General features: G+C 73.5%; 23 protein-coding genes. 11 read left to right on the forward strand and 12 right to left on the reverse strand.

The window, feature by feature from the left end; genetic code table 11:
• Nucleotides 1-5 precede the first annotated feature (5 nt).
• A complete protein-coding gene (locus ACEPPI_RS16275; protein ID WP_373915938.1) occupies nt 6-434 on the reverse strand; it encodes a MarR family winged helix-turn-helix transcriptional regulator in 429 nt (142 codons plus the stop codon).
• 266 nt (nt 435-700) lie between these two features.
• On the opposite strand from ACEPPI_RS16275, the gene ACEPPI_RS16280 reads away from it, so the two are divergent.
• Nucleotides 701-1504, forward strand: coding sequence for an MBL fold metallo-hydrolase (locus tag ACEPPI_RS16280; RefSeq protein ID WP_373915939.1), 804 nt, complete (start codon nt 701-703; stop codon nt 1502-1504).
• A 25-nt stretch (nt 1505-1529) separates the two neighbouring features.
• Here ACEPPI_RS16280 and ACEPPI_RS16285 read toward each other — a convergent pair whose 3' ends face one another.
• Nucleotides 1530-2240, reverse strand: a complete 711-nt coding sequence (locus ACEPPI_RS16285) for a chaplin (RefSeq protein ID WP_373915940.1) — start codon at nt 2238-2240, stop codon at nt 1530-1532.
• Nucleotides 2241-2366: 126 nt separating this feature from the next.
• Between ACEPPI_RS16285 and ACEPPI_RS16290 the strand changes: the two genes are divergently transcribed.
• Nucleotides 2367-2915 carry a hypothetical protein gene (locus tag ACEPPI_RS16290; RefSeq protein ID WP_373915941.1) on the forward strand — a complete coding sequence of 183 codons (549 nt, stop codon included), beginning with the start codon at nt 2367-2369 and terminating at the stop codon, nt 2913-2915.
• Here ACEPPI_RS16290 and ACEPPI_RS16295 read toward each other — a convergent pair.
• Nucleotides 2896-4104 (reverse strand): SWIM zinc finger family protein, encoded by a 1209-nt coding sequence (locus ACEPPI_RS16295; RefSeq protein ID WP_373915942.1) that lies wholly within the window; start codon nt 4102-4104, stop codon nt 2896-2898. The genes ACEPPI_RS16290 and ACEPPI_RS16295 overlap by 20 nt on opposite strands.
• Nucleotides 4101-6941, reverse strand: a complete 2841-nt coding sequence (locus tag ACEPPI_RS16300; RefSeq protein ID WP_373915970.1) for an SNF2-related protein — start codon at nt 6939-6941, stop codon at nt 4101-4103. The genes ACEPPI_RS16295 and ACEPPI_RS16300 overlap by 4 nt, the downstream gene beginning before the upstream one ends.
• Before the next feature lie 347 nt (nt 6942-7288).
• On the opposite strand from ACEPPI_RS16300, the gene ACEPPI_RS16305 reads away from it, so the two are divergent.
• A complete protein-coding gene (locus ACEPPI_RS16305; protein WP_373915943.1) occupies nt 7289-7552 on the forward strand; it encodes a DUF6343 family protein in 264 nt (87 codons plus the stop codon).
• Between the two features lies 1 nt (nt 7553).
• On the opposite strand, the gene ACEPPI_RS16310 is transcribed toward ACEPPI_RS16305, so the two are convergent.
• The 4 genes from ACEPPI_RS16310 to rpsA form a co-directional block, all read right to left on the reverse strand.
• On the reverse strand, nt 7554-7886 hold the full coding sequence (locus tag ACEPPI_RS16310) for a tetratricopeptide repeat protein (protein WP_371681308.1): 333 nt from the start codon (nt 7884-7886) through the stop codon (nt 7554-7556).
• Nucleotides 7887-8052: 166 nt separating this feature from the next.
• Entirely contained in the window at nt 8053-8682 is a 630-nt protein-coding gene (coaE, locus tag ACEPPI_RS16315; protein WP_373915944.1) for a dephospho-CoA kinase, read from the reverse strand.
• Between the two features lie 82 nt (nt 8683-8764).
• Complete coding sequence (locus tag ACEPPI_RS16320; protein ID WP_373915945.1) at nt 8765-9703, reverse strand: PAC2 family protein; 939 nt, start codon at nt 9701-9703, stop codon at nt 8765-8767.
• A gap of 179 nt (nt 9704-9882) precedes the next feature.
• Nucleotides 9883-11403: a 30S ribosomal protein S1 gene (gene rpsA / locus ACEPPI_RS16325; protein ID WP_373915946.1), complete on the reverse strand. Its 1521-nt coding sequence runs from the start codon at nt 11401-11403 to the stop codon at nt 9883-9885.
• 341 nt (nt 11404-11744) lie between these two features.
• Between rpsA and ACEPPI_RS16330 the strand changes: the two genes are divergently transcribed.
• Together ACEPPI_RS16330 and hrpB are read left to right on the forward strand one after the other, a co-directional pair.
• Entirely contained in the window at nt 11745-12593 is an 849-nt protein-coding gene (locus ACEPPI_RS16330; protein WP_373915948.1) for a class I SAM-dependent methyltransferase, read from the forward strand.
• Between the two features lies 1 nt (nt 12594).
• On the forward strand, nt 12595-15177 hold the full coding sequence (hrpB, locus tag ACEPPI_RS16335) for an ATP-dependent helicase HrpB (protein WP_373915949.1): 2583 nt from the start codon (nt 12595-12597) through the stop codon (nt 15175-15177).
• On the opposite strand, the gene ACEPPI_RS16340 is transcribed toward hrpB, so the two are convergent.
• The 3 genes from ACEPPI_RS16340 to ACEPPI_RS16350 all read right to left on the reverse strand — a co-directional run bounded on the left by ACEPPI_RS16340 (nt 15167) and on the right by ACEPPI_RS16350 (nt 17712).
• Complete coding sequence (locus tag ACEPPI_RS16340; protein WP_373915950.1) at nt 15167-16138, reverse strand: DUF3068 domain-containing protein; 972 nt, start codon at nt 16136-16138, stop codon at nt 15167-15169. The genes hrpB and ACEPPI_RS16340 overlap by 11 nt on opposite strands.
• Before the next feature lie 12 nt (nt 16139-16150).
• Entirely contained in the window at nt 16151-16291 is a 141-nt protein-coding gene (locus ACEPPI_RS16345; RefSeq protein WP_106979781.1) for an SPW_0924 family protein, read from the reverse strand.
• Between the two features lie 137 nt (nt 16292-16428).
• Complete coding sequence (locus ACEPPI_RS16350; protein ID WP_373915951.1) at nt 16429-17712, reverse strand: lytic transglycosylase domain-containing protein; 1284 nt, start codon at nt 17710-17712, stop codon at nt 16429-16431.
• A 147-nt stretch (nt 17713-17859) separates the two neighbouring features.
• Here ACEPPI_RS16350 and ACEPPI_RS16355 point away from each other — a divergent pair, with 147 nt between their 5' ends.
• A complete protein-coding gene (locus ACEPPI_RS16355) occupies nt 17860-18744 on the forward strand; it encodes a DUF4184 family protein (protein WP_373915952.1) in 885 nt (294 codons plus the stop codon).
• Nucleotides 18745-18786: 42 nt separating this feature from the next.
• On the opposite strand, the gene polA is transcribed toward ACEPPI_RS16355, so the two are convergent.
• Nucleotides 18787-21507 carry a DNA polymerase I gene (polA, locus tag ACEPPI_RS16360; protein ID WP_373915953.1) on the reverse strand — a complete coding sequence of 907 codons (2721 nt, stop codon included), beginning with the start codon at nt 21505-21507 and terminating at the stop codon, nt 18787-18789.
• A gap of 303 nt (nt 21508-21810) precedes the next feature.
• On the opposite strand from polA, the gene ACEPPI_RS16365 reads away from it, so the two are divergent.
• The 5 genes from ACEPPI_RS16365 (at nt 21811) to ACEPPI_RS16385 (ending at nt 26959) form a co-directional block, all read left to right on the forward strand.
• Nucleotides 21811-24081, forward strand: coding sequence for an FdhF/YdeP family oxidoreductase (locus ACEPPI_RS16365; protein WP_373915971.1), 2271 nt, complete (start codon nt 21811-21813; stop codon nt 24079-24081).
• A gap of 51 nt (nt 24082-24132) precedes the next feature.
• Nucleotides 24133-24591: a PaaI family thioesterase gene (locus tag ACEPPI_RS16370; RefSeq protein ID WP_373915954.1), complete on the forward strand. Its 459-nt coding sequence runs from the start codon at nt 24133-24135 to the stop codon at nt 24589-24591.
• 56 nt (nt 24592-24647) lie between these two features.
• Nucleotides 24648-24797: a hypothetical protein gene (locus tag ACEPPI_RS16375; RefSeq protein ID WP_373915955.1), complete on the forward strand. Its 150-nt coding sequence runs from the start codon at nt 24648-24650 to the stop codon at nt 24795-24797.
• 308 nt (nt 24798-25105) lie between these two features.
• Nucleotides 25106-25429: a hypothetical protein gene (locus ACEPPI_RS16380; protein ID WP_373915956.1), complete on the forward strand. Its 324-nt coding sequence runs from the start codon at nt 25106-25108 to the stop codon at nt 25427-25429.
• A 300-nt stretch (nt 25430-25729) separates the two neighbouring features.
• Nucleotides 25730-26959, forward strand: coding sequence for a branched-chain amino acid ABC transporter substrate-binding protein (locus tag ACEPPI_RS16385; RefSeq protein ID WP_356222487.1), 1230 nt, complete (start codon nt 25730-25732; stop codon nt 26957-26959).
• Nucleotides 26960-26978 lie beyond the last annotated feature (19 nt).

Below are 26978 nucleotides of genomic sequence, written 5' to 3' on the forward strand. Positions count from 1 at the left end.
CCGGTTCACGGCAAGGTGACGGCCTGCTCAAGCAGTTGGTGCAGGACCCGCTTCTCCTGGTCGGTGAGCCCGGACAGCGGGGAGTCCACGACGAGGAGTTCGAGCAGGCGCGTCCGCAGCGCGGCGCCCTCGGCCGTGAGGACGAGATGTTTGGCGCGGCGGTCGGTGGGGTGCGGATGGCGCTCGACCAGGCCCTGCTTCTCCAGCTTGTCGACGACGAAGGTGGTGTTGGAGGGCTCGCAGGTCATGCGTTCGGCGAGCTCCCGCATGGTCATCGGCCCGGTCATCTCGCGCAGCGCGGTCGCCTGGGCCGCGGTGAGGCCCAGGGTGGCGGCGCGCGCCCGTACGTGGTCGGTGATCCGCTGGGCCAGTCCGTTCACCAGACCGCACAGCTGTCGCTCGGCGATGGGCTGTGGATCGGGTGACGTCGTCATGCCGCCACCCTATCAAACCCGTCAAGCTTGAATGTTTACAGCTTGAATGATTTGAGCTTGATGCTTATGGTGGGCGCCGTCGCCGCGGGACGGACCGCGGCGGGCTGACGCGCGTTCAAAGGAGATGCCCCGTGGCCGATGCGACGGTGACTCAGGTGAATCAAGTGGCTCAGGCGGCTCAGGCGAATCAGGTGACTCGGGACGCCCGGGACGGGCGACGGAGCCGGCCGGCGGGGATCCGCTCGATACGGCTCGGCGACACGAAGGTGACGTACGTCCCTGACGGCGATGTGCGGCTCCGGCCGCTGCCACTGCTCCAGGACACCACCGACGAGGTGTGGGCCGCGCACCCGGAGTACCTGGACGCCGAAGGCCACCTCGTGGCGAGCATCGGCAGCCTGCTCGTGGAGCACGGCGACCGGGCCCTCCTGATCGACGCGGGCTTCGGCCCACGGACGTACCAGGCCCCGGACGGCCCCCTCGCCGTGATCCACGGGGGCGCCCTCCCGCAGCACCTGGCCGAACTCGGCCGCCGTCCGCAGGACGTCGAAGCGGTGGCCTTCACCCACCTGCACGTCGACCACCTCGGCTGGGCGTCCCTTCCCGCCCCCGACGGCGACCGGCTCCTGTTCGCCCACGCCGACCTCCTGGTCTCCGGGCCGGAGTGGGAGCGGCGCGACCTGCTGGAGGCCCAGGGCACGAGCGAGCAGGTGGCGGCCATGGCGCCACAGGTCCGCACGATCACGGACCGGCAGGAGATCTTCCCCGGCGTCCACGTCCGGATCACCCCGGGCCACACCGTCGGGCACGCCGAGTACGTCATCACCGGGGGCGGGCGTCGCCTGATCGCCTTCGGCGACGCCGTGCACTCGCCGATCCAGATCGACCACCCGGAGTGGTCCTCGGCCTTCGACCACGACCCCGTCCTGACCGCCGGTCACCGCCGGCGTCTCGTCGAGGAGCTGGCGCGGCCCGACACGATCGGCTTCGGCGTCCACTTCGCCGACGTGGTGTTCGGACACGTCCGCCAGGACGGGGACGGCCCGGCCTGGCAGCCCGTGGACGCCTGACCCCCATCGGGTCGGCGGAACCGGCTCAGTTCAGACGGAACCGGCGGTAGAGCACGACCCCGCCGAGCAGCAGGACGCCGCTGCCGGGCAGCAGGTAGCCGAGGCCCTCGGAGCCCGTGTGGGCCAGGGCCGAGGTGTGGCGCGGGGGTACGGCCGGGGCGGGCGCGGCCGGCGGGGCGGGTGGGGTGACGGGCCGCACCGCGGCGGGCGGCTGGGCCGGCTTGCCGCCGGTCGGGGGCTGCTGGCCGTTGACGGAGGTGTTCCCCTGGGAGGCGTTGCCGACCCCGACCACGCTCACCGAGTTGCCGCTGATGTTGAGCGGCAGGTCGACGGGGAGCTGGAGGCCGTTGCCGGAGAGCAGTCCCGGGGAATCCTTTCCGCGCCCGTCGGCGACCGCGCCTCCCGCGTTGCCGGACGCCGATGTCGCCGCCCCCTGTGTGGAGGAGGCCGGACCGGCGGGCCGCGGCCGCGGATTCGCCTCGCCCGCGGATCCGTTGGCACAGCGGTTGCCGCTCGCGGAATTGAGCATCCCGACGACGCTCACGGTGTTCCCGCACACGTTCACGGGGACGTGCACGGGCAACTGCACCAGGTTCCCCGAGAGGAGGCCCGGCGAGCGCTCGGCACGCCCGCCCGCGTCCGCGTCGGCGTGGGCGAGGGCGCCCACCCCCGCGACCGCCAGTCCACCGCCCGCGACCATCGCCGCGATCAAGCCATTCCGACGACTGTGACGCATCAGATTTCCTGCTTTCCGGAGGGGTTCGGGGCATCTCGCCCACACCGGAAACAACGCCGTGAACCCATTCGGGTTATAGAGCCGGTAGGTATTTCACTCCATCGTGTACTGGGTAGTGCCTATTTCATGAAGGAACGACCGTTGCTGCTCCTGGACGTGGACGGCCCCCTCAACCCCTTCCGCGACCCCTTCGCCACCCTGCGCGGGTACGCGAGCCACCGCATGCGCCCTGACGTCTGGCTCTCCTACCGCGACCCGGAGTCCCGCCGTGCCCGGCGCGGCCTGCGGGTCCGTCTCCACCCCACCCATGGGGCCCGGCTGCTGGCCCTGCCCTTCGACCTCGCCTGGGCCACGGCCTGGACGCACCAGGCCAACACCCTGATCGCCCCGCGCATAGGCCTTCCCGACGATCTTCCGGTCATCGAGTGGCCGGAACTCTTCGCCCGGGACCCGGACGGGCTCTTCTGGAAGACCCGGCCCCTCCTGGACTGGGCGGCCGGCCGGCCCTTCGCCTGGGTCGACGACATGATCACCCCGGAGGACCGGGCGTGGGTGGCCGCCCACCATCCGTCCCCGGCCCTGCTGCTGCGCGTCCACCCCCGCCACGGCCTGCGCGAGCGCGACTTCACGGCCCTGTCGACGTGGGCCGCGGCCGTCACCGGGGCAGGGCCGTGAGGGGGTCCGTGGAGGCGGGGGCGGGGGTGGGCCACCAGTCGTCGCCGCCGGGGCGGGACTCATAGCCGTACCAGAGGCCCTCACGGCTCAGGCGGAGCTGGTGGGTGCCGCAGGTGAGCCGGTTGCGGTCGGGGCGGAAGGAGCCCTGCCCGGCGGCGAGGAGGGCGGGCCGGGCCCGGTCGAAGGGGCCGGCCGGGGGGTCCCAGGGCTCGTCGAGGACGGTCAGCGCCGACAGGCCGCCCTGGCACCAGGCCGCGGCGGCGCGGGCCAGGTCGGTGCTGGTGCGGCCGGTGGCCCGGGCCAGGTCCCGGTACAGGGTGCGGGCGGCGCCGGTGAGGCCGGCCGTGGGATGCGCGGAGGCCAGCCGGACGGCGTCCTGCCACTGCGTGAGCCCGCCGGTCGGGTCGGCTCCGGTGCCGAGCAGGACGAGGGCACGGGCGGCGGCGTCGGTGGCGAGCTGGTCCAGGGCCAGCGGGTCCGGGGCGGCCGGATCCGCCGGGTAGGCGGGCGGCAGGCCGACGGCGGCGGGCGCGGCGAGCGGGGCGGGCAGCGGGGGCAGGACGGTACGGGCCACCGCCGCGCGGGCGGGGACACCGGGGAAGTCCGGTGCGGCGTCGGGCTGTTCGCGGGCGGCGTGGGCCGCGTTGCGCCGGGCCAGCTCCTCCAGGAGCTCGCGCTCCCCGCGGCCGCGCAGGAGCAGCAGGACGAAGGGGTCCGCGTCCAGCAGCCGAGCCGCCCGATAGCAGAGGGCCGCGGCGTGCTTGCAGGGTGGCCGCCCCACGTCCGGGCAGGAGCAGCGCACGACGAGCTCGCCCGCGCCGGGCAGGACCGTCCCCGCGAGGGACTGCGGGACCTCTCGCTCCAGCAGGGCTCCCAGGGCTGTCGGGTCCGCCGCCACCTCCTCCAGGACCTCGGCCCACTCGGTGTCGGTGAAGGCGTCCAGCGACAGCTCGGTACGGTACGGGCGGGCCCGGCTGCCCCGCACGTACGCCACGATCCGGCCCGGGGTGACCGTGACCGCGTCGACGTGGCCCTCGGCGGCGTACTCACGGCCCCGCGCGAGCCGGGCGGCGTCGTGCGCGCGCTCCTCCAGGGCGGCCACCCAGGCACGGCCCCACCAGGTGATCGCCTCCAGGCCCGCGGGCACCGTCTCGAAGGTGCGGCGGCGGTCGTCGCGCGCGGTGATCACGCCGGCCTCCGCAGGGATACGAGATCGGCCAGCTCCCGGTCGGTCAACTCGGTCAGCGCCGACTCGCCGGAGCCCAGCACGGCGTCGGCCAGGGCCCGCTTGGCCTCCAGCATCTCGGCGATGCGGTCCTCGACGGTGCCCTCGGCGATGATCCGGTGGACCTGGACGGGCTGGGTCTGGCCGATGCGGTAGGCGCGGTCGGTGGCCTGTTCCTCGACGGCGGGGTTCCACCAGCGGTCGTAGTGGACGACGTGTCCGGCGCGGGTGAGGTTGAGGCCGGTGCCGGCGGCTTTGAGGGAGAGCAGGAAGACGGGGACCTCGCCGGACTGGAAGAGGTCGACCAGTTCCTCGCGGCGGGCAACGGGGGTGCCGCCGTGCAGGAGCCGGCAGGGGACGCCCCGGTCGGCGAGGTGCTTCTCCAGGATCCGGGCCATGGTCACGTACTGGGTGAAGACCAGGACCGAGCCGTCCTCGGCCAGGATCGTGTCGAGGAGCTCGTCGAGCAGGGCGAGCTTGCCCGAGCGGTGCGGGATCCGGGGCGGATCCTCCTTCAGGTACTGGGCGGGGTGGTTGCAGATCTGCTTGAGCGAGGCGAGCAGCTTCATGATCATGCCGCGCCGTTCCATGCCCTCGCTCGACCCGATCACCGCCATCGCCTCCTCCACCGCCGCCCGGTAGAGCGAGGCCTGCTCCCGGGTCAGGGACACCGGGTGGTCCGTCTCGGTCTTGGGCGGCAGTTCGGGGGCGATCCCCGGATCGGACTTCTTGCGGCGCAACAGGAACGGCCGCACCAGCGCCGCCAGCCGGGCGACCGCCGCCTCGTTGCCCCCGTCCTCCTCCTGCTGGTGCTCCACCGGGCGGGCGTGGCGGGCCCGGAAGGTGGTGAGCGGGCCCAGCAGGCCCGGGGTGGTCCAGTCGAGCAGGGCCCACAGCTCCGAGAGGTTGTTCTCGACCGGGGTGCCCGTCAGGGCCACGCGGGCCGGCGCCGGGATGGTCCGCAGCGCCTTCGCGGTCGCCGAGTGCGGGTTCTTGACGTGCTGTGCCTCGTCGGCGACGACCATGCCCCAGCGCTGCCCGGCCAGCTGGGCGGCCGCGGCGCGCATGGTGGCGTAGGTGGTGAGCACGAAGCCGCCGGCCGGCCCGTCCAGGCTGCGGCCCGCGCCGTGGAAACGGCGCACCGGCGTCCCCGGCGCGAACTTCTCGATCTCCCGCTGCCAGTTGCCCAGCAGGGACGCCGGGCAGACCACCAGGGTCGGCTCGGGCCGCGCCCGGTGCAGGTGCAGGGCGATCAGCGTGACCGTCTTGCCCAGACCCATGTCATCGGCGAGACAGCCGCCCAGCCCGAGCGAGGTCATCAGGTCCAGCCAGGCCAGACCCCGCAGCTGGTAGTCCCGCAACGTCGCCCGCAACCCCTCGGGCGGGGCAATGGGCGCGAGCTCCCCGGTCAGTCGCTCGCGCAGCGCGGCGAGCGCCCCGACCGGAACGGCCGGCACGCTCTCCCCGTCGACCTCGGCGGACCCGCTCAGCACGGCGGCCAGCGCCTCCACCGGGTCCAGCAGACCCAGCTCCCGCTTGCGCGCCTTGCGCACCAGTTCCGGATCGACCCGGACCCACCGGTCGCGCAGCCGGACCACGGGCCGGTGCGCCTGCGCGAGGGCGTCCATCTCGCCCGGGGTGAGCCGGTCCCCGCCCAGGGCCAGCTCCCAGGAGAAGGCGAACAGCCCCGCCGCGTCGAAGAAGGCGGTGCCGTCGGTGGCGGAACCGGGCGCGGTGGACCGTACGACGGCGGTCGCCGAGAGCGTACGGGCCAGCTCGCGCGGCCAGTGGACCGTCACTCCGGCCGCCGCGAGGCGGGACGCGGCGACGCCCAGCAGGTCTTCGAGCTCCGGGTCGGACAGGGCCAGGGCGTCGGGTACGGGCTGGTCGAGCAGGCGCAGCAGCGGCGGCCAGACCCGGGCGGCCCGGCGCAGCGCGAGCACGGCGTCGATCCGGGCGCGGGGGCCGAATCCGGCGGCGGCCACCCCGGCCCACAGCGGCCCGGCATCGGTCACCAGGGTCGGGTCGGCGAGGCTGTGCACCTGGACGACGGCGGCTCCGGCGCGGCGCACGTCCTGCGGCTCGGCCTCGTCGAACAGACGGAAGGAGGACAGGTCGAGCCGCAGCGAGATGCCCACCCCCGCATCGGCGCCGGCCGCGACCTGCGTGGCCCACTCCCGTATCCCCGGCACCCGCTGCGGCTCCCGCGCGGCGAACGGCCGCCCGGCGGCGAACGGCGCGGCCGGGGTACGGGGCAGGGTGTCGGCCACGGCGTCGAGGAACGCCCGGAGCAGGGCCTCCGGTTCGGGCAGCGTCAGCGGGCGGCGGCCGGCGAGCGGGGTGGCGTACGCCTCGTGGGGGAGGGCGGCCGCGACGGCGCGCAGGTACGCGACGTCCTCGGCGTCGAGCGGCCCGGCCCGCCAGGCGTCGACCCCGTCGGGGGTGAGCCCCGGCAGCAGGCGGCCGCGCGCGGTGAGGGACAGCGCGAGCCGCGCGGCGGTGCCCCAGGCACGGGTGGCGGGATGCGCGGCGGGGCTGTGGGGCGCCCCGACGAGCACGGGCAGGGCTTCGGCCACGGACAGGGTCACGGCGGGCACGGTACGGGTACGCACCCCCGCGCCGTGCGGCCGGACCACCTGGAGCGGGCCGGGGGCACCGGTCTCGGGCAGCGGATCCCCTTCGGGGCACCAGAAGGCCACCCGGCCCTCACGGGGGACGGCGGCGGGAAGGAACACGGCGGCCCGGCGGAGCAGGGGCGACGGGGGTGCGGGCGGCGGCCCCTGCCGGTACTGCTGCGGCATGGTCTGCGGCGTGCTCACGGCGCCCCCTCCCGGGTGTCCGGCCCCGCCCGGTCATGGCGGATCCACTGCCGTCGAGTCTAGGCGGGCCCTCTGACAACCGCCGCTGACCTGCGCGGACACCCTCGGGTGACGGGCGGACGGGGCGGACGGGGCGACGGGGCGGACGGGGCGGTTCCACGGTGACCGTCGTGCTGTGGGGGCAGATGGGGCACCTGGCCGACGCCCCCGTACCCGCCTTCGGGAAGACGACCACCACGGCCGTGAACAAGCTCGATCCCCGACCCCCCGGCCCCTGACCCCGGACACCTGCTCCCCGCCGGTGGGACCATGGACGTGAGGCGATGTCCATGCGTACCGGAAACGAGCCGGTGACCGCCCGCAGCCCGCTGCGCCTGCGGCTCTGGCTGAGTCTGTGGGGGCTGCTGTGGGGAGCCGCCGGGGCGGCCGTGTTCTCGATGGCCGGCCTTCCCGGGTGGGCGGCGGCGTGCGCGGTCCTCGTGCTGGTCGCGGCGGTGGACATGGCCGTCGTGGTCCGGCACATCCACCAGGGGCCGCACTACCAGCCGGGCCCGGACGTGCCCCCGTACGAGCCTCCCCGCCGCCGCCCCTGAGTCACTTCTCGAAACGGGCCGCGGCCAGGTACTCGGGCTGCGGGTCGAGGGCGGCGGCGAGCCGGAAGTGGCGCCGCGCCTGCTCGTGCCGCCCGGACCGCTCGTGGGTCCGGGCGAGCGCGAAGTGGGCGAAGGCGTTGTCCGGCTCGCGCTCCAGCACCAGCGCGAACTCCCGCTCCGCCGAACGCAGCTGCGCCGATGCGAAGAAGGCCCGGGCGCGCAGCAGCCGGGCCGCGGTGTTCTCGGGGTGGGCGGCTATCACGGAGTCGAGGAGCCGGAGCGCGCCGCGCGGGTCGCGGGCGGCGAGCAGCCGCTCGGCGGCCCGGTAGTCGATGACGTGGGTCTCGGGACTGGTCTCCGGCGGGCCCGAGCCCGGGGCGGGCGGCTGCTGGGGCGGCGGGGGCGGGGTATCGGACACGATGTCTTTCCTTCCCTCCGGGGGCGCGTTCAACGCCCCCCGCCGCCGCGTCCGTTCCACACCGCCGGCCGACCGGGCGGACTCAGTCCCCGGCGGGGGACTGCGGGGCCGCGGACTCCGCCGCCCGCGCCACGAGTTCCTTCCACACGGCGCGCACCTGCGGCTCCAGCGCCTCCAGCGGCCCGTCGTTGTCGATGACCACCGTGGCCACCGCCAGCCGCTGTTCCCGCGTGGCCTGCGCCGCCATCCTGGCCCGCGCCTCCTCCTCGGTCATGCCGCGCAACGCGGTGAGCCGCGCCAGCCGGGTCGCGGGGGCGGCGTCCACGACCACGACGAGGTCGTACAGGGGCGCGAGGCCGTTCTCCGCGAGCAGCGGTACGTCGTGCACCACGATCGCGTCGGGCCCCGCGGCCCGTTCCAGCTCGGCGGACCGGGCCCCGACCAGCGGGTGGACGATCGCGTTCAGCGTCCGGAGGCGCTCCTGGTCGGCGAAGACGACGGCGCCGAGCGCGGGCCGGTCGAGCGCCCCGGCGGCGGTCAGCACGCCCTCCCCGAAGGCCCGTACCACGGCCGCGAGCCCGGGGGTGCCGGGCTCCACGACCTCCCGTGCGATCCGGTCGGCGTCCACGACGACCGCCCCGTACCCCGCCAGCAGCCGCGAGACCTCGCTCTTGCCGGCGCCGATTCCGCCCGTCAGGCCCACTTTCAGCATGCTCCGCACCCTAGGCCCCGCCGGCCCGCGAAGACCAGGCCCCCCCACGACCGCCCGCCCCGCCTGCGCCGCGTCCCTCCGCCTACGCCTCGCCCTCGCGCTCGGCGAGGAAGCGCTCGAACTCGCGACCGATCTCGTCCGCCGACGGGATCTCGGCGGGTTCGGCGATCATGTTCCCCCGGCTTTCGGCCCCGGCCGCGGCGTCGTACTGGTGCTCCAGGCCCTGAACCAGGCTGACGAGCTCCTCGTCGCCCTCACGGATCTGCCGGTCGATCTCGGTCTGCGTGCGGTGCGCCTCGGTGCGCAGGGCGTGCGCGACGGCCGGCAGGACCAGCCCGGTCGCCGCGGTGATCGCCTCCAGCGCGGTGAGCGCGGCGTCCGGGTACGCGGAGCGGGCGACGTAGTGCGGTACGTGGGCGGCGACGCCCAGCACGTCGTGCCCGGACTGGCCGAGGCGGAACTCCACCAGCGACTCGGCGCTGCCGGGCACCTGCGCCTCGTCGAAGGGGCTGCGGTGGCCGGGCATCAGGTCGGTCCGGTTGCCGTGCGGGGTGATGCCGACGGGTCGGGTGTGCGGGACGCCCATGGGGATGCCGTGGAAGTTGACCGAGAGCCGGACTCCGAGCCGCTCGACGATCTGACGGACGGCGACGGCGAAGCGCTCCCACTCCACGTCCGGCTCGGGACCGGAGAGCAGCAGGAAGGGCGCTCCGGTGGCGTCCTGGACGAGGCGGACCTCCAGCCGGGGCTCCTCGAATTCCGTCCAGTGGTCGCGCTTGAAGGTCAGCAGCGGTCGCCGGGCCCGGTAGTCCACCAGCCGGTCCGCGTCGAAACGGGCCACCACCTGGTGCGGCAGGGTCTCCAGGAGCCGCTCGACGATCTGCTCGCCGGCCTCGCCCGCGTCGATGTACCCCTCGAAGTGGTAGAGCATGACCAGCCCGGCCGAGTCCTGGGCGAGCGCCAGGTCGGCCACCGCCAGGCCCTTGGCGTCCCATTCGTACAGACCCTGTGGATCAAGCACCCTCACCACTCCTCCCTCGCGCCGTGTTCTCCGGTGCCAACGTCCAAGGGGGCCCTGCCATTCCCCAGTTGGCGGCATTCACAGGAAGAACGACGCGACGAGGCCCGCCCCCCGGAGGGGACGGGCCTCGTCTTTCAGCTCAGCTCACGCCGTGGCGCGATGCCCGTGCTGCACTGCGATCAGCTCTGGCCGCCGGCCAGCTTCTCGCGGAGCGCGGCCAGGGCCTCGTCCGACGCCAGGGCGCCGGAGGTCTCGTCCGCACCCTCGGAGGAGTACGAACCACCGGAGAGGCTGGCGCCGCCACCGGCGTTGCCACCGGCGGCCGGGGCGGCAGCGCCCTCGGCAGCAGCGGCCTCGTCGGCCTCGCGGCTCTTGATGACCTGCGCCTGGTGCTGCTCGAAGCGGACCTGCGCCTCGGCGTACTGGCGCTCCCACGTCTCGCGCTGGGTGTCGAAGCCCTCGAGCCAGTCGTTGGTCTCGGGGTCGAAGCCCTCGGGGTAGATGTAGTTGCCCTGGTCGTCGTAGGACGCGGCCATGCCGTACAGGGTCGGGTCGAACTCGACCGACGCCGGGTCGGCACCGAAGGACTCGTTGGCCTGCTTCAGCGACAGCGAGATCCGGCGACGCTCAAGGTCGATGTCGATGACCTTGACGAAGATCTCGTCGTTGACCTGGACGACCTGCTCCGGGATCTCCACGTGGCGCTCGGCCAGCTCGGAGATGTGGACCAGACCCTCGATGCCCTCGTCCACGCGGACGAACGCACCGAACGGAACCAGCTTGGTGACCTTACCCGGGACGACCTGACCGATCTGGTGGGTCCGGGCGAACTGCTGCCACGGGTCTTCCTGCGTCGCCTTCAGCGACAGGGAGACGCGCTCGCGGTCCATGTCGACGTCGAGGACCTCGACGGTGACTTCCTGGCCGACCTCGACAACCTCGGACGGGTGGTCGATGTGCTTCCAGGACAGCTCGGAGACGTGCACGAGACCGTCGACGCCGCCCAGGTCCACGAAGGCACCGAAGTTGACGATCGAGGAAACGACGCCGGAGCGGACCTGACCCTTCTGCAGGGTGGTGAGGAACGTCTGGCGAACCTCGGACTGGGTCTGCTCGAGCCAGGCACGGCGGGACAGGACCACGTTGTTGCGGTTCTTGTCCAGCTCGATGATCTTCGCCTCGAGCTCCTTGCCCACGTAGGGCTGGAGGTCGCGGACGCGACGCATCTCGACGAGGGAGGCCGGCAGGAAGCCACGGAGGCCGATGTCGAGGATGAGACCACCCTTGACGACCTCGATGACGGTACCGGTGACGATGCCGTCTTCTTCCTTGATCTTCTCGATCGTGCCCCAGGCGCGCTCGTACTGGGCGCGCTTCTTGGACAGGATCAGACGGCCTTCCTTGTCCTCCTTCTGGAGAACCAGGGCCTCGATCTCGTCGCCAACCTTGACGACCTCGTTCGGGTCGACGTCGTGCTTGATCGAGAGCTCGCGGCTCGGGATCACGCCTTCCGTCTTGTAACCGATGTCGAGGAGAACCTCGTCCCGGTCCACCTTGACGATGACGCCGTCGACGATGTCGCCGTCGTTGAAGTACTTGATCGTCTCGTCGATCGCCGCGAGGAACGCGTCCGCGTCGCCGATGTCGTTGACCGCTACCTGCGGAGGGGTGGTGGCGGTGGTCTCGGTGCTGCTCGTCATGTGGGAAAGGGCTCCGGTTACGGACAGAAAGTCGTAGGTACTGCTACGCCGGGAGCCCTTATCGGCATCTGCCGAAGAAGCCGGACAGCCAAAGAAGCCCGGATTCCCACAGGGGGAGGGCCTCGAAAACCGAGGGGACATCAACAGATACAAGCGCAGCCTGCTAGGTCTGAGGAGCACAGGCTCGCAGCGCAACTTGTAGCATACGGGGGCAGCCGGACAGGGTCAATGCGCGAAGGCGCACACCACAGGCAGATCGCCGCATAACCGGCACAATTCGTGGGCGGGAACGCCCCGGTGAGCAATCCAGAACCCATCCGCAGACTACGACGACGGGCCCCATGAACCAAGAGGACTACGCCCCCGAAGACGCATCCGACGCCGGCGGTGCCGGCGGGGACGACGCCGAGGCCACCCGGCGTGACGCCGGGGAAGCGGAGAGCAGCCGGGCGAGCCGTGGCTGGTGGGACAGCAACGCCGACGACTACCAGAACGAGCACGGCGCCTTCCTCGGCGACGACCGCTTCGTCTGGGGTCCGGAGGGGCTCGACGAGGAGCAGGCCGCCCTGCTGGGGCCCGCCGCCTCCCTCAAGGACAAGGACGTCCTGGAGATCGGCGCCGGGGCCGCCCAGTGCTCGCGCTGGCTCGCCGCCCGGGGCGCGCGGCCCGTGGCCCTGGACCTCTCGCACCGCCAGCTCCAGCACGCCCTGCGCATCGGCGGCGACGTCCCGCTCGTCGAGGCCGACGCCGGCCGGCTGCCCTTCCGCGACGGATCCTTCGACCTGGCCTGCTCGGCCTACGGGGCCGTCCCCTTCGTCGCCGACCCGGTGAACGTGATGCGCGAGGTCCACCGCGTGCTGCGCCCCGGCGGCCGCTGGGTCTTCTCCGTCACCCACCCGCTGCGCTGGGCCTTCCCCGACGAGCCCGGCCCGGAGGGCCTCTCCGTCGCCGCCTCCTACTTCGACCGGACCCCGTACGTCGAACAGGACGAGCAGGGGCGCGCCGTCTACGTCGAGCACCACCGCACCCTCGGCGACCGGGTCCGGGACGTGGTCGCGGGCGGGTTCCGCCTGCTGGACCTGGTGGAGCCCGAGTGGCCCGCGTGGAACACCCAGGAGTGGGGCGGCTGGTCCCCGCTGCGCGGCAACCTGATCCCGGGAACCGCGATCTTCGTCTGCGAGCGCGACTGACATGATCCGCAGCGCCGCCCTCGACTCCCTGCCCGTACGGGAGGCCCTGCCCGCGCTGGCCTCGGCCCTGGAGGACCGGGGCACGGCGGTGCTGTGCGCCCCGCCCGGCACCGGGAAGACCACGCTGGTGCCCCTGGTGCTCGCGGGGCTGGTGGGGGGCGGCCCGGCGCGCCGGGTGCTGGTGGCCGAGCCCCGGCGGATCGCCGCCCGCGCCGCCGCGCGGCGGATGGCGTGGCTGCTGGGCGAGCAGCCGGGCGCCTCGGTGGGCTTCACCGTGCGCGGGGAGCGGGTCGTGGGGCCCTCGACCCGCGTGGAGGTGGTCACCACCGGCGTCCTGCTCCAGCGGCTCCAGCGGGACCAGGAGCTGCCCGGCGTGGACGTGGTGGTCCTGGACGAGTGCCACGAGCGGCACCTGGACGCCGACACCGCCGCCGCCTTCCTCCTCGACGTACGCGAGACCCTGCGCCCTGAGCTGCGGCTGGTGGCGGCCTCGGCGACCACCGACGCGGCGGGCTGGGCCCGGCTGCTCGGCGGCGCGGACGGGGCCCCGGCGCCGGTGGTCGAGGCCGCGGCCGTCTCGTACCCGGTGGAGACCGTGTGGGCGCCGCCGGCCCGGCCGGTGCGGCCCCCGCACGGGATGCGGGTGGACCCTGCGCAGCTGGCGCACGTGGCGTCGGTGGTCCGGCGGGCTCTGGCGGAACGTTCCGGCGACGTCCTGTGCTTCCTGCCCGGCGTGGGCGAGCTGGCCCGGGTCGCCGGGCAGCTGGGAGCGGTGGGGGCGGAGGTGCTCCAGGTGCACGGCCGGGCGGCGGCCGCAGTCCAGGACGCGGCGCTGACCCCGGCGGCGCACCGCCGGGTGATCCTGGCGACCGCCGTCGCGGAGTCGAGCCTGACCGTGCCCGGCGTACGGGTGGTCGTGGATTCCGGACTCGCCCGCGAACCCCGTGTGGACCACGCGCGGGGCCTGGGCGCGCTGGCCACCGTACGGGCGTCCCGCGCCGCGGGCCGGCAGCGGGCCGGGCGGGCCGGGCGGGAGGCGCCGGGAACGGTGTACCGCTGCTGGGCCGAGGCGGAGGACGCGCGGCTGCCCTCCTTCCCCTCCCCCGAGATCCGCACCGCGGACCTGGCGGCGTTCGCGCTCCAGGCCGCCTGCTGGGGCGACCCGGACGCCTCCGGGCTGGCCCTGCTGGACCCGCCGCCGGCCGGGGCCATGGCCGCCGCGCGGGAGGTGCTGTCGGTCGTCGGCGCGGTCGACCCCGCGGGCCGGCCGGCCCCTCGGGGACTGCGGATGGCCCGGCTGGGGCTGCATCCGCGGCTGGCGCGGGCACTGCTGGACGGTACGGAGGCAATGGGGGCGCGGCGGGCCGCGGAGCTGGTGGCGCTGCTGAGCGAGGAACCGCCGCGGGAGTACGGGGACGACCTCGCCGCCGCCTGGCGGTCGGCGCGGCGCGGCGGCGACGCCTACGCGGGGCGCTGGCGCGCGGAGGTCCGCCGGCTGGAGCGCGCGGCGTCCCCCGGCGGGGCGACGGGCGGCGGCGGCCGGAATCCGGCCCCCGCGGCGTCCGAGGAGCGGGGTCCGGGGCGGAGCCCCGGTGGCGGGGCCGAGCCCGATGACTCCGCCGCCGGGCTCGTGGCCGCGCTCGCGTTCCCCGAGCGGGTGGCGAAGGCCAAGGGGGGCGGCGGGTTCCTCATGGCCTCCGGGACCGGGGCCGAGACCGGCGAGGGGTCCGGGCTGCGCAGCGCGCCCTGGCTGGCCGTCGCCGTCGCCGACCGGGCCCCGCACTCCGCTTCCGCCCGCGTCCGCCTCGCCGCCGTCATCGGCGAGGACACCGCCCTGGCCGCCGCGGCCCACCTGCGGACCGGGGGCGAGGAGGTGCACTGGGAGGACGGGGACCTCGTGGCCCGCCGCGTCACCCGGCTCGGTGCGATCGAGCTGGCCTCGCGCCCGCTGCGCGACCCCGACCCGGCAGCGGTCCGGGCCGCCCTGCTGGACGGGCTGCGTGCCGAGGGTCTCGGGCTGCTGCGCTGGTCCGCGGACGCGCAAGGGCTGCGGGCCCGTCTCGGGTTCCTGCACCGCACCCTGGGCGGCGCCTGGCCCGACGTGGCGGAGGACGCGGCACTGCTGGAGCGGGCCGACGACTGGCTGGAGCCGGAGCTGTCGCGGGCCCGCCGCCGCGCCGACCTGGCCCGGATCGACGCGGGCCAGGCCCTGAACCGGCTGCTGCCGTGGGCCACCGGCGAGGCCGCCCGGCTCGACGAGCTGGCCCCGGAGCGGATCGAGGTGCCCAGCGGTTCCCGGATCCGCGTGGACTACGCGGCCGAGCAGCCCGTCCTCGCGGTCAAGCTCCAGGAGCTGTTCGGGCTGGCCGAGACCCCGCGCGTGGCCGGGGTGCCGGTCCTGGTCCACCTGCTGTCGCCCGCCGGGCGGCCGGCCGCCGTCACGGCCGACCTGGCCTCCTTCTGGCAGGGCGGCTACCGGGCGGTCCGCGCCGAGCTGCGCGGCCGCTACCCCAAGCACCCGTGGCCCGAGGACCCGGCGACCGCGGAGCCGACCCGGCACACCAACGCCCGGCTCAGGCGCTGACCCCGTCCGCCCCGCGGCGGCCGCGGGCCTCCAGCCAGAGGGCGGCCGCGAGCAGCGCGAGGCCGGCCGCCGCGAGGCCGGCCGGGGCGTACGTGTGGAGCGCGAGGACCTTCGTACGGTTCGAGGCGACCAGGTCGAAGGTGTACTTCGCGTAGTCGGGCCGGATCGTGACGTGCCCGGCGAAGGCGGTGAGCCTGCCGTCGGGGGCGCTCGCCGCGATGCCGCCGCGCATCTCCTGCTGGATGTCCTGCTCGGCGTTGACGGGGGCGCCGGTGACGGGGTCGACCCAGAAGCGGGCCTTGACCGTGTACCAGAGGGTGGTGCCGGTGGTCTGCTCGATCGTCGCCGGGTCGATGCCCTCGATGGGCATCTTCTTCGGCATGGGCACCTTGGTCCAGGGGACGGTCTGCTCGAAGTAGTAGACCTCCATGCCCCGGTAGGTGCGCGGTCCGACGTAGTGGATCGGGGAGGAGGTGCGGGTCTGCGCGTCGAAGTAGAGGTAGTCGCGGGGTTCGGTGAAGAACGGCCACTTGAACTCGATGCCCTCGCGTTTGACCGGGTCCCCGTCGACCATCTCGCCGGTGGCGTGCACCGGGTCCTGGGTGTGGGCGTCGAAGAGGTAGCGCTCGGGGATCCGGGAGACCATCTTGCCGTCCGGCCCGATGATGTAGGTCAGGGTGTCCCAGACGACGACGTCCTTGCCCGCGTCGGCCTCGACCTCCCGGGACGCCTCGACGTTGCCCTTGAGGGTCTGGACGATGGTGACCTTGTCGACCTTCTTCGGCTGCATGCCGCCCGCGTAGTCGAGGAGGGTCGCGTCCTTGGCCTCCAGGACCATCTCCTGGTACTGGCCCGGCGGGATCTTGGCGAGCCTGGGGTACGCGTACCAGCGCAGCAGCGGTGCGAGGGCTGCGCAGAACACGGCGAGGGCAAGCAGGACGAGACTCGCTCTGCGTCGCACGGCCGGCCTCCTCTACTTTCCGGGCGCGGCGGGCGCGGTGGTGAGCAGGGGCTTGGGGGAGGTCTTGCCCTCCGGCGCCCCGAACGCCGTGACGGCGAGGACGAGGGCCAGCGCGGCGGCCAGCCCGATGGCGGCGGCGACGAGTGCGCGCATGCCGGGGCCTCCGATATCTGATGGGGCGTCAGGGAGGCGTACCGTAGCAACGCGGGGGCGAGATGAGAACCGCCGGGGACCTGCGCGAACGGGCGGGCCGTGCGCGCGGGTCCCCGCCGGCGCCGGAGCGGGGGGTGCTACGGGGTCCGCGTGGAGGCGGGGGCGGGGCTCACCGCGGGCGGGGCGGACGCGGTGGGCTTGGCGCTGGGGGAGGCGGTCGTGGAGGGGGTGGGGGTGGGGCTGGGGGTCCGCGTCGGTGTCGGGGTCGACGTGGGCGTCGGGGTGGGGGTGGGCGTCGGGTCCGGCTTCGGGGTCGGCGTCGGGTCCGGCGTCGGGTCCGGCTTCGGGGTGGGCGTCGGGCTCGGCTTCGGCGTGGGGGTCGGCACGGGAGTCGGGGTCGGCGTCGGGGTCGGGGTCGGGGTCGGCGTCGGGGTCCGGGTCGGGGCGGGGGTCTGCGTCGGGCCGGCCGGCTGCCCCGCACCGGTGCCCGCACCCGTACCGCCGCCGGTGCCGGTGCCCGCGCCCGTACCGCCCGCGTCCGGGACCTCGTGCGTGCCCCGGAGGTAGTACGCGTACCAGGACCGCACCGTCCTCAGGTACTCCCCGGACTGGTTGTAGGAGAGCACCGCCCGGTCCAGGCCCGCCCCGGTCCGCAGGTCGCGGTCGCCCGCGCAGAGGTAGCGGCCGGCCGCCAGGGCCGCGTCGTGGACGTTGTTCGGGTCGCGCCGGCCGTCGCCGTTCGCATCCTGTCCCCAGGCGGCCCAGGTGGACGGGATGAACTGCATCGGTCCGACGGCCCGGTCGTACCGGGCGTCGCCGTCGTAGGCCCCGCCGTCCGTGTCGGAGATGTTCGCGAAGCCGTTGCCGTCGAGCACGGGTCCCAGGATGGGCCGCAGCGTGGTTCCGGCGGCGTCGACCTGCCCGCCGCGCGCCTGGCCCGACTCGACCTTGCCGATCGCGGCGAGCAGCTGCCAGCGCAGCCCGCAGCCGGGGTCGCTCTCCCCCAGCTTCTGCTCGGCCCGCCGGTACGCGGCGAGCACGCTCGCGGGGATCCCCTGCGCACCCTCCGACCCCACCTGCACCACGGCCTGCAAGGACACCGGACCGGCCGCGGAGTCGGGCGCCGGATCGGGAGTCGGCCGCACTGCCGCCTGCTCGCCCTCCGGCAGCAGCACGGCCGGGGGCTGCGGGCTGACCAGCGGCGGGAGTTCGGTGAAGTAGGAAGAGTCGCCCCCGGAGCCGCCCGAGCCGCCCGCCGCCGGAACGGACTGCGCGCCGGCGGCCTCCCCGGCAGCGGCCAGCCGGTCCGCGAGCCCGGCGGCCGGGCCCTGCGAGGCCGTCATCGCGGCGGCGACCAGTGCCGAGACCAGAGCGGCGGCCGCGCCCCTGCGCAGTCCGCGTCCGACTATTCGTGCCGACATGAGCGGGACCCCTCCCCTAGACGTCCGCGTGACCCTACGTCAACTCTCTGCACACGGCACGCAATGCGGCCCGGAAATTCACCGGATCCCCACGTCCCTGCCCAGGTCACGCATACTGTCCCGACGACCGGGACCAGGAGACGCGTCATGCCGTTCACTCTCAGCCATGCGGCCGCGGTACTTCCGGCCATCCGCCGGACCGGCCGGGCCCGGGGGCCGCTCGTCGCCTCCGCCCTGGTGCTGGGGTCCTTCGCGCCGGACACCTTCTTCTTCGCGGACGCCGTCGTCCAGGGCCTCATGGGCTACGGCACGTTCGCGCATTCGCTGCCGGGCGTGCTCACCGTGGACGCCGCCCTGACGGCCGTCCTCGCCGGGTGCTGGCTCCTGTTGCGCGAGCCGCTGGTGGCGCTGCTGCCGCGGGCCTGGCGGGGCAGGACGTACGCGTTCGTACGCGGCGCGTCCTGGCGGGAGCGCCGACCGACCGCGCTGGCGCTGTGGTTCTACCTGTCGGCGGTGACCGGCTCGCTCACCCACGTGGTGTGGGACAGCTTCACGCACCCGGACCGCTGGGGGACGAACGCGCTGCCGCGGCTGGGCGAACCCTTCGCCTTCGGCCTGCCCCTCTACTCCTTCGTCCAGTACGGCACTTCGGCGATCGCCGCCGTCGTCCTGCTCTGGTTCACCGCGACCGCGCTGCGCCGGCTGCCGGACGCACCCGTGCCTCCGTCGGTGCCGGTGCTCGGCCGCGCGGTGACGCTGTGGGCGTCCGCGCTGGTGGCCGTGTGCGCGGCGGCGGGGGTCACGCTGCGGGTGCTGCGCTTCTTCACGTTCTTCGACCGCATCCGCACCCCGCTCGACATCATCCCGACCGTCTGCTTCGGCGCGGGCGGCGGCCTGGCCGTCGGACTGCTGCTCTACGGGGTCCTCGTCCGCCTCCTGCAGCGCCGCGACCGCCACCGCGACCGCGGCCGCGGCCGGGAGGACGGCGACCGCACCGGCCCGGACGCGCGGACGCCCGTCCCCACCACCTAGACGGACCAGGCGGGGACGGGCGCCGACGCGGCCACGACGGGGTCAGTGCGCGGCGGACTCCCAGTCCGTGCCGACGCCCACGGACACGTCGAGCGGGGCCCGCAGTTCGACGGCGGCGGCCATCTCGCGGCGCACCAGCTCCTCGACCCGCTCGCGCTCGCCGGGGGCGATCTCCAGCACGATTTCGTCGTGGACCTGGAGCAGCATCCGCGAGGTCAGCCCGGCCTCGGCGAGGGCCTTGTCCACGCGCAGCATGGCGACCTTGACGATGTCGGCGGCGGTGCCCTGGATGGGGGCGTTGAGCGCCATCCGCTCGGCGGCCTCGCGGCGCTGGCGGTTGTCGCTGTTGAGGTCGGGCAGGTAGCGGCGGCGCCCGAACACGGTCGCCGTGTACCCGGTCGCCCGGGCCTCGTCCACCACGCGCTGGAGGTACTCGCGCACCCCGCCGAACCGCTCGAAGAAGGTGTCCATCAGACCGCGCGCCTCGGCGGGCTCGATGTTCAGCTGCTGGGCGAGGCCGAAGGCGGACAGCCCGTACGCCAGACCGTAGGACATGGCCTTGATCTTGCGGCGCATCTCGGCGTCGACGGCGGAGCGCTCCACCCCGAACACCTGGGAGGCGACGGTGGTGTGCAGGTCCTCGCCGGACAGGAACGCCTCGATGAGGCCCTCGTCCTCGGAGAGGTGGGCCATGACGCGCAGCTCGATCTGGCTGTAGTCGGCCGTCATCAGCGACTCGTAGCCCTCGCCGACGACGAAGCCGCGGCGGATGGCGCGGCCCTCGTCGGTGCGCACCGGTACGTTCTGCAGGTTGGGGTCGGTGGAGGAGAGCCGGCCGGTCGCGGCGACGGTCTGGCTGAAGCTGGTGTGCACCCGGCCGTCGGCGGCGATCGCCTTGACCAGGCCCTCCACGGTGACGCGCAGCTTGGCCTGCTCCCGGTGCCGGAGCATGATCACCGGGAGTTCGTGGTCGGTCTGCGTGGCCAGCCAGGCGAGTGCGTCCGCGTCCGTCGTGTAGCCGGTCTTCGTCTTCTTCGTCTTCGGCAGGTCCAGCTCGCCGAAGAACACCTCCTGCAGCTGCTTGGGCGAGCCGAGGTTGAACTCGTGGCCCACCGTCGCGTGCGCCTCCTTGACCGCCTGCTGCACGGCCGCGGCGAACTGCTGCTCCATGCCCTCCAGGTGGTCGCGGTCGGCGGCGATGCCCGCCCGCTCCAGCCGGGCCAGCAGCACGGAGGTGGGCAGCTCCATCTCGTGGAGCAGCTCGACCGCGCCGACCTCGGGCAGCTTCGCGGTGAAGGCGTCACCGAGGTCGAGGACGGCGCGGGCCTGCGCCATCAGGGCGTCGGCCTCGGCGGTCTCATCGGCGCCGAAGGCCAGCTGGCCGTCGGCGGCCGGGGGCTGGAGCTCGCGGCCCAGGTACTCGACGGACAGCACGTCCAGCGCGAAGGACCGCCGGCCCGGCTTGACCAGGTACGCGGCGAGCGCGGTGTCCATGGTGACCCCGGCCAGGGTCCAGCCGTGCTCCGGGAAGACCCGCATCAGGCCCTTGGCGTTGTGCACGACCTTGGGGCGGTCCGCGTCGGCGGCCCAGGCGGCGAAGGCCTTCTCGTCGGCCTCGTCCAGGGCGGACGGGTCGAACCAGGCCGCCGCCCCGCCGGCCGCGGCCAGCGCGATCTCGGAGACGTTGCCCTGGCCCAGGCCCCAGCTGTCGACGGTGGAGACGCCGAGGGGGCCGTCCGCGTGGGCCGCGAGCCACGGCGCGAGCTCACCGGCGCCCAGCACGGACGCGTCCAGCTCGACGGCGGCCGCCGGAGCGGGCGCCTCCTCCTCGGCCGCGCCCGGGTCCACGGCCAGCAGCCGCTCGCGCAGCGAGGCGTTGCGGATCTCCAGCACGTCCAGCACCCCGGTGACCGCGGACCGGTCGTAGGGGGCGCGCTTCAGGTCGACGGGGGTCTTGGGCAGCTCCACGTCCTTGACCATCTCGGTCAGGACCCGGTTGAGCTTCACGGCCTCCAGGTGGTCCCGGAAGTTCTGCCCGGCCTTGCCCTTGACCTCGTCGGCGCGCTCGACCAGCTCCGCGAACGACCCGAACTGGGTGATCCACTTCGCGGCGGTCTTCTCGCCGACGCCCGGGATGCCGGGCAGGTTGTCGGACGGGTCGCCGCGCAGCGCCGCGAAGTCCGGGTACTGCTGCGGGGTGAGGCCGTACTTCTCCTCGACCTTCTCCGGGGTGAAGCGGGTCAGCTCGGAGACGCCCTTGGTCGGGTAGAGCACGGTGGTGCGCTCGGACACCAGCTGGAAGGAGTCCCGGTCGCCGGTGACGATCAGCACGTCGAAGCCCGCGGCCTCGGCCTGGGTCGCGAGCGTGGCGATCACGTCGTCGGCCTCGAAGCCGTCGACCGCGAACCGCGGCACCTTCATCGCGTCGAGCAGCTCGCCGATCAGCTCGACCTGCCCCTTGAACTCGTCGGGGGTCTTGGAACGGTTCGCCTTGTACTCGGGGAACTCCGTCGAGCGCCACGTCTTGCGGGACACGTCGAACGCCACCGCGAAGTGGGTGGGCGCCTCGTCGCGCAGCGTGTTCGCCAGCATCGACGCGAAGCCGTAGATGGCGTTGGTCGGCTGGCCCGTCGCGGTCGTGAAGTTCTCCGCGGGCAGCGCGAAGAACGCCCGGTACGCCAGGGAGTGCCCGTCCATGAGCATCAGGCGGGGGCGGTCCGCTGCGGTCGGCTGGTCGGTCTTCTTCGATGCTGAATCTGCCACGCCCCGATCCTATGGCTCCCCACCGACATTCCCGGCGCGGACGCCGTCCGGGGCCTCCGCACCGGAACCCCGGCCCGACGGGCCACCCCGACGGGCCCGCACAGCGTCCCGCGGCCGGGCCGCGGGCGGGCGGGGCGTCACCCCCTCCTCCCCGGGCGTACCCGCCCCACCGGGCGCCCCCGGCGCACCCGTCCCGGCGGCGGGGAGCACCGGACCGCCCTCCCCCTCCCCCCGCGGCCGTGCAAGGATCTGGCGATGCGGCAGCACGTGCTGCACCCGTACGTACGCTCGAAGGAGAGCGCGATGGCGACCAAGCCGCCCACAGGCGACCCCGTGCAGGACGCACCCCAGGTCACCCCGCCCCAGCACGCGGCCGCCGGCCTCCCGGCGATCGGCCACACCCTCAAGATCGCGCAAGCGCAGATGGGCCTGGCCCGCACCGCCCGCACCCTCCTCAAGGTCAACCAGAAGGACGGCTTCGACTGCCCCGGCTGCGCCTGGCCCGAGGGTGACAAGCGGCACACCGCCGAGTTCTGCGAGAACGGCGCCAAGGCCGTGGCCGAGGAGGCCACGCTGCGCCGGGTCACCCCGGCGTTCTTCGCCGAGCACCCCCTCGCCGACCTCGCGACGCGCTCCGGGTACTGGCTCGGCCAGCAGGGCCGCATCACCGAACCGATGTACCTCCCCGAAGGCGGCGACCGCTACGAGCCGGTGAGCTGGGAGCGGGCCTTCGAGGTCATCGCCGAGGAACTGCGCGCCCTGTCCTCCCCCGACGAGGCCCTCTTCTACACCTCCGGCCGCACGAGCAACGAGGCGGCGTTCCTCTTCCAGCTCTTCGCCCGCGAGTTCGGCACCAACAACCTGCCGGACTGCTCGAACATGTGCCACGAGTCCTCCGGCTCCGCCCTGAACGAGACCATCGGCATCGGCAAGGGCAGCGTCTCCCTCGAAGACCTCCACCAGGCCGAACTGATCATCGTCGCCGGACAGAACCCGGGCACCAACCACCCGCGCATGCTCTCCGCCCTGGAGAAGGCGAAGACGGCCGGCGCGAAGATCATCTCGGTGAACCCGCTGCCCGAGGCCGGCACCGAACGCTTCAAGAACCCCCAGAACCCCCTCGGCATGCTCAAGGGCACCGCCCTGACCGACCTCTTCCTCCAGATCCGCATCGGCGGGGACCAGGCCCTCTTCCGGCTCCTCAACAAGCTCGTCATAGAGACCGAGGGCGCCACCGACGAGGCCTTCATCGCCGAGCACACCCACGGCTACGAGGAACTCGCCACCGTCGCCCGCAAGGCCGACTGGGACGAGACCCTCACCGCCACCGGCCTCACCCGCCCCGAGATCGAACGCGCCCTGGCCATGATCCTGGCCTCCAAGCGCACCATCGTCTGCTGGGCCATGGGCCTCACCCAGCACAAGCACGCCGTCGCCACCATCCGCGAGGTCGTCAACCTCCTCCTGCTCCGCGGCGACATCGGCCGCCCCGGCGCCGGCGTCTGCCCCGTCCGCGGCCACTCCAACGTCCAGGGCGACCGCACCATGGGGATCTTCGAACGCCCCGCACCCGCCTTCCTCGACGCCCTCGACCGCGAATTCGCCATCACCTCGCCGCGCGCCCACGGCTTCGACGTCGTCCGCTCCATCCAGGCCCTGCGCGACGGCGAGGCCAAGGTCTTCTTCGCCATGGGCGGCAACTTCGTCGGCGCCACCCCCGACACCGACGTCACCGAGGCCGCGGTCCGCCGCGCCTCCCTCACCGTGCACGTCTCCACCAAACTCAACCGCTCCCACGCGGTCACCGGCCGGCGCGCCCTGATCCTGCCCACCCTCGGCCGCACCGACAAGGACGTCCAGGCCACCGGCAAGCAGTTCGTCACGGTCGAGGACTCCATGGGCATGGTCCACGCCTCCCGCGGCAACCTCGCCCCCGCCTCCCCGCAGCTGCTCTCCGAACCGGCCATCGTGGCCCGCATGGCCCGCGCCGTCCTGGGCGACGCCTCCGCCACCCCCTGGGAGGAGTTCGAACGCGACTACGCCACCATCCGCGACCGCATCGCCCGCGTCATCCCCGGCTTCGAGGACTTCAACGCCCGCATCGCCCACCCCGGCGGCTTCAGGCTGCCGCACGCCCCCCGCGACGAACGCCGCTTCCCCACCAAGACCGGCAAGGCCAACTTCACCGCCGCCCCCGTCGAGTACCCGCGCGTCCCCGCCGGCCGCCTGCTCCTGCAGACCCTGCGCAGCCACGACCAGTACAACACCACCATCTACGGCCTCGACGACCGCTACCGCGGCATCACCGGCGGCCGCCGCGTCGTCATGGTCCACCCCGACGACGCCGCCGAGCTGAACCTGCCCGACGGCTCCTACACCGACCTCGTCAGCGAATGGAACGACGGCGTCGAACGCCGCGCCCCCGGCTTCCGCGTCGTGCACTACCCCACCGCCCGCGGCTGCGCCGCCGCCTACTACCCCGAGACCAACGTCCTGGTCCCCCTCGACTCCACCGCCGACACCAGCAACACACCCGCCAGCAAGTCCGTCGTCGTGCGCTTCGAACCGGCCTGATAGAACGGCCCCACACATCGGTTAACGATCGTTGACGAACGGAGCAGACCCATGGGCGAGCAGCACGCCGTGAAGTTCCCGCAGGAAGTCCTCGACGAGTACGCCGCCCTGGGCATAGACCTGCCCTCGCTGTTCTCGGCGGGCGCCCTCGGGATCCGGATGGACATCCGCATACTGGAGGCCTCCGCCGAGCGGGTCGTCGCCACCATGCCCGTCGAGGGCAACACCCAGCCCTACGGACTCCTGCACGGAGGCGCCTCCGCCGTCCTGGCCGAGACCCTCGGCTCCGTCGGCGCGATGATGCACGGCGGCATCAAGAAGGTCGCCGTCGGCGTGGACCTGAACTGCACCCACCACCGCGGCATCCGCTCCGGCCTGGTCACCGGCGTGGCCACCCCCGTCCACCGGGGCCGCTCCACCGCCACCTACGACATCGTCATCTCCGACGAACAGGACCGCCGCGTCTGCACCGCCCGCCTCACCTGCCTGCTGCGCGACACGGACTCTTAACAACAGGGCCGATACGGGCAGTTGTGCCGCCACCGGCGCCGGTCTAGCGTTCCCGCATGGGATCGGGACCGGCGCCGCCGCGCACCACGACCGCGCGGGCACTCACACCGACGGCCCTCCCGGCCGCCACCCCCTCCGGCCGCACCGAACGCCGCCGCACCGAACGCCGCCGCGCGGACGCCCCGACCGGCGGGCCCCGGCGGTGAGCGGCGGCATCGGGCCCGTGGAGCCCGGGGAGGGCACCAGCGGCCGCGAGGGCCCGCGCCCGGGCCCCCGTACGCCCACGAGCCGGTGGGCGGGCCGCGCCCGGACGGCCGCGGCGCGCCACAGGCGGGTCCTGGTGGCGCTGGGAGCCGCTGCCGTACTGACCGCGGGCACCGCCCGCTGGTACGCGACCCGGCCCGCGACGCTCCCGCCCGTGGCGCCGCCTCCCCCCTCCCAGGCACTGTCCCTGACGTACGGGGAGCCGGTGGAGCCGGCCCCCGACGGGGCCGCGTTCGCGTTCACTGTCCGTGTGCGGACCTCGTCCGGGCCGGCCGTCACGGTGGAGCGGATCGGCCAGCCGTCGGAGGCGCTGAGCGTGCTGATCCGGCCACGGCTGCCGGTCACGGTCGCGGCGGGAGAAGTCCGCGAGCTGGTCCTGACGATTCAGGCGAAAGACTGCGTGCATGTGGCACGGAATTCCGGCATGCCATTCCTGGAAGTGACCCTGAGTAATGGATCCCAGAAAGAGGATCACAGTTACATCCCCGGTGACCGATATGCGCGAGATCTTTCCGTCGCGCTGACCAGGGCCTGTCCCGAAGACCGAGACGACGGCACACCTGCGCCGTCATGACCAAAACCCCCCAGGGTCCTGGCGTGACAGGACTAAAACCGCCCCACGGTCCTCACCCGTCTCAGCATGCGGACGCGACGAACCGGCCTGAATTCCCCCGTTCCACCCGCACAGATCCGCTATGTATTACGCCGTGGCATAACAAGAGAGTCACATCATTGGCCTCAACCCTCCATATCCCCCGAAGAGCCGCCTAGAGTCACCGCCAGTTACCGCGACCGCCGGATTCGATTCAGTTCGGTTCCCCGCGTTCGACTCGACGCGTCCCACGGGGGACGCGGCGCCAGGAAAGGACTGATCGTGCGTCATCGTCAGCTCATCGCCGTAACCGCCGCCCTCGCCGCGGGCGCCCTCACCCTCACCGCCTGCGGCTCCCGCGACAGCGGCAGCACCGCCGGCGACGGTGGCAACACCACGGTCGTCATCGGCGTCGACGCCCCCCTGACGGGCGACCTCTCCGCACTGGGCCTCGGCATCAAGAACTCCGCCGACCTCGCCGCCAAGCAGGCCAACGAGAAGAAGTACGTCAAGGGCGTCACCTTCAAGATCCAGGCCCTCGACGACCAGGCGCAGGCCTCCTCCGGCCAGCAGAACGCCACCAAGCTCACCGCCGACAAGGACGTCCTCGGCGTCGTCGGCCCGCTGAACTCCTCGGTCTCCGAGTCCATGCAGAAGGTCTTCGACGACGCCAAGCTGGCCCAGATCTCCCCGGCCAACACCAGCCCGTCCCTGACCCAGGGCCCCAAGTGGGCCGAGGGCCAGAAGGTCCGCACCTACAAGAGCTACTTCCGCACCGCCACCACGGACGCCATCCAGGGCCCGTTCGCGGCGCAGTACCTCTTCAACAAGGCGGGCAAGAAGAAGGTCTTCATCATCGATGACAAGAAGACCTACGGTGCCGGCCTCGCCGGAACCTTCAAGGGCGAGTTCACCAAGCTCGGCGGTCAGGTCGCCGGCGAAGGCCACATCGACCCGGAGTCCAAGGACTTCTCGGCGATCGTGACCCAGGTCAAGAGCTCCGGCGCCGACGTCGTCTACTACGGCGGCGAGTACCCCGCGGCCGGCCCGCTCAGCAAGCAGATCAAGGCCTCCGGCGCCAACATCCCGCTCGTCGGCGGTGACGGCATCTACGACAAGAAGTTCGTCGAGCTCGCGGGCGACGCCGCCACCGGCGACTTCTCCACCTCCGTCGGCGCCCCGGTCGAGAGCCTGCCCTCCGCCAAGGAGTTCGTGGCCAACTACACCAAGGCCGGCTACAAGGACCCGTTCGCGGCCTACGGCGGCTACTCCTACGACTCCGCCTGGGCCGTCATCGAGGCCGTCAAGAAGGTCGTCGACGCCAACAACGGCAAGCTCCCCTCCGACGCCCGCGCCAAGGTCCTCGAAGCCGTCCAGGGCGTCTCCTTCGAAGGCGTGACCGGCAAGGTCTCCTTCGACGAGTTCGGCGACGCCACCAACAAGCAGCTCACCGTCTACAAGGTCGACGGCGGCGAGTGGAAGTCCGTCGAGTCCGGCACCTACGGCGGCTGACCTCCAACGGCTAGCCCGC

It is taken from the genome of Streptomyces sp. AB3(2024), from assembly GCF_041862025.1.
Classification (GTDB): Bacteria; Actinomycetota; Actinomycetes; order Streptomycetales; family Streptomycetaceae; genus Streptomyces.

What these genes read in the sequence shown, in the direction of transcription:
- ACEPPI_RS16375 (WP_373915955.1), top strand. Translation starts at nt 24,648, where the DNA reads ATGGGATCGGGACCGGCGCCGCCGCGCACCACGACCGCGCGGGCACTC.
- ACEPPI_RS16275 (WP_373915938.1), bottom strand. Translation starts at nt 434, where the DNA reads ATGACGACGTCACCCGATCCACAGCCCATCGCCGAGCGACAGCTGTGC.
- ACEPPI_RS16285 (WP_373915940.1), bottom strand. Translation starts at nt 2,240, where the DNA reads ATGCGTCACAGTCGTCGGAATGGCTTGATCGCGGCGATGGTCGCGGGC.
- ACEPPI_RS16365 (WP_373915971.1), top strand. Translation starts at nt 21,811, where the DNA reads ATGGCGACCAAGCCGCCCACAGGCGACCCCGTGCAGGACGCACCCCAG.
- ACEPPI_RS16345 (WP_106979781.1), bottom strand. Translation starts at nt 16,291, where the DNA reads ATGCGCGCACTCGTCGCCGCCGCCATCGGGCTGGCCGCCGCGCTGGCC.
- ACEPPI_RS16305 (WP_373915943.1), top strand. Translation starts at nt 7,289, where the DNA reads ATGCGTACCGGAAACGAGCCGGTGACCGCCCGCAGCCCGCTGCGCCTG.
- rpsA (WP_373915946.1), bottom strand. Translation starts at nt 11,403, where the DNA reads ATGACGAGCAGCACCGAGACCACCGCCACCACCCCTCCGCAGGTAGCG.
- ACEPPI_RS16300 (WP_373915970.1), bottom strand. Translation starts at nt 6,941, where the DNA reads ATGCCGCAGCAGTACCGGCAGGGGCCGCCGCCCGCACCCCCGTCGCCC.
- ACEPPI_RS16350 (WP_373915951.1), bottom strand. Translation starts at nt 17,712, where the DNA reads ATGTCGGCACGAATAGTCGGACGCGGACTGCGCAGGGGCGCGGCCGCC.
- coaE (WP_373915944.1), bottom strand. Translation starts at nt 8,682, where the DNA reads ATGCTGAAAGTGGGCCTGACGGGCGGAATCGGCGCCGGCAAGAGCGAG.
- ACEPPI_RS16355 (WP_373915952.1), top strand. Translation starts at nt 17,860, where the DNA reads ATGCCGTTCACTCTCAGCCATGCGGCCGCGGTACTTCCGGCCATCCGC.
- ACEPPI_RS16370 (WP_373915954.1), top strand. Translation starts at nt 24,133, where the DNA reads ATGGGCGAGCAGCACGCCGTGAAGTTCCCGCAGGAAGTCCTCGACGAG.
- ACEPPI_RS16330 (WP_373915948.1), top strand. Translation starts at nt 11,745, where the DNA reads ATGAACCAAGAGGACTACGCCCCCGAAGACGCATCCGACGCCGGCGGT.
- ACEPPI_RS16290 (WP_373915941.1), top strand. Translation starts at nt 2,367, where the DNA reads ATGAAGGAACGACCGTTGCTGCTCCTGGACGTGGACGGCCCCCTCAAC.
- hrpB (WP_373915949.1), top strand. Translation starts at nt 12,595, where the DNA reads ATGATCCGCAGCGCCGCCCTCGACTCCCTGCCCGTACGGGAGGCCCTG.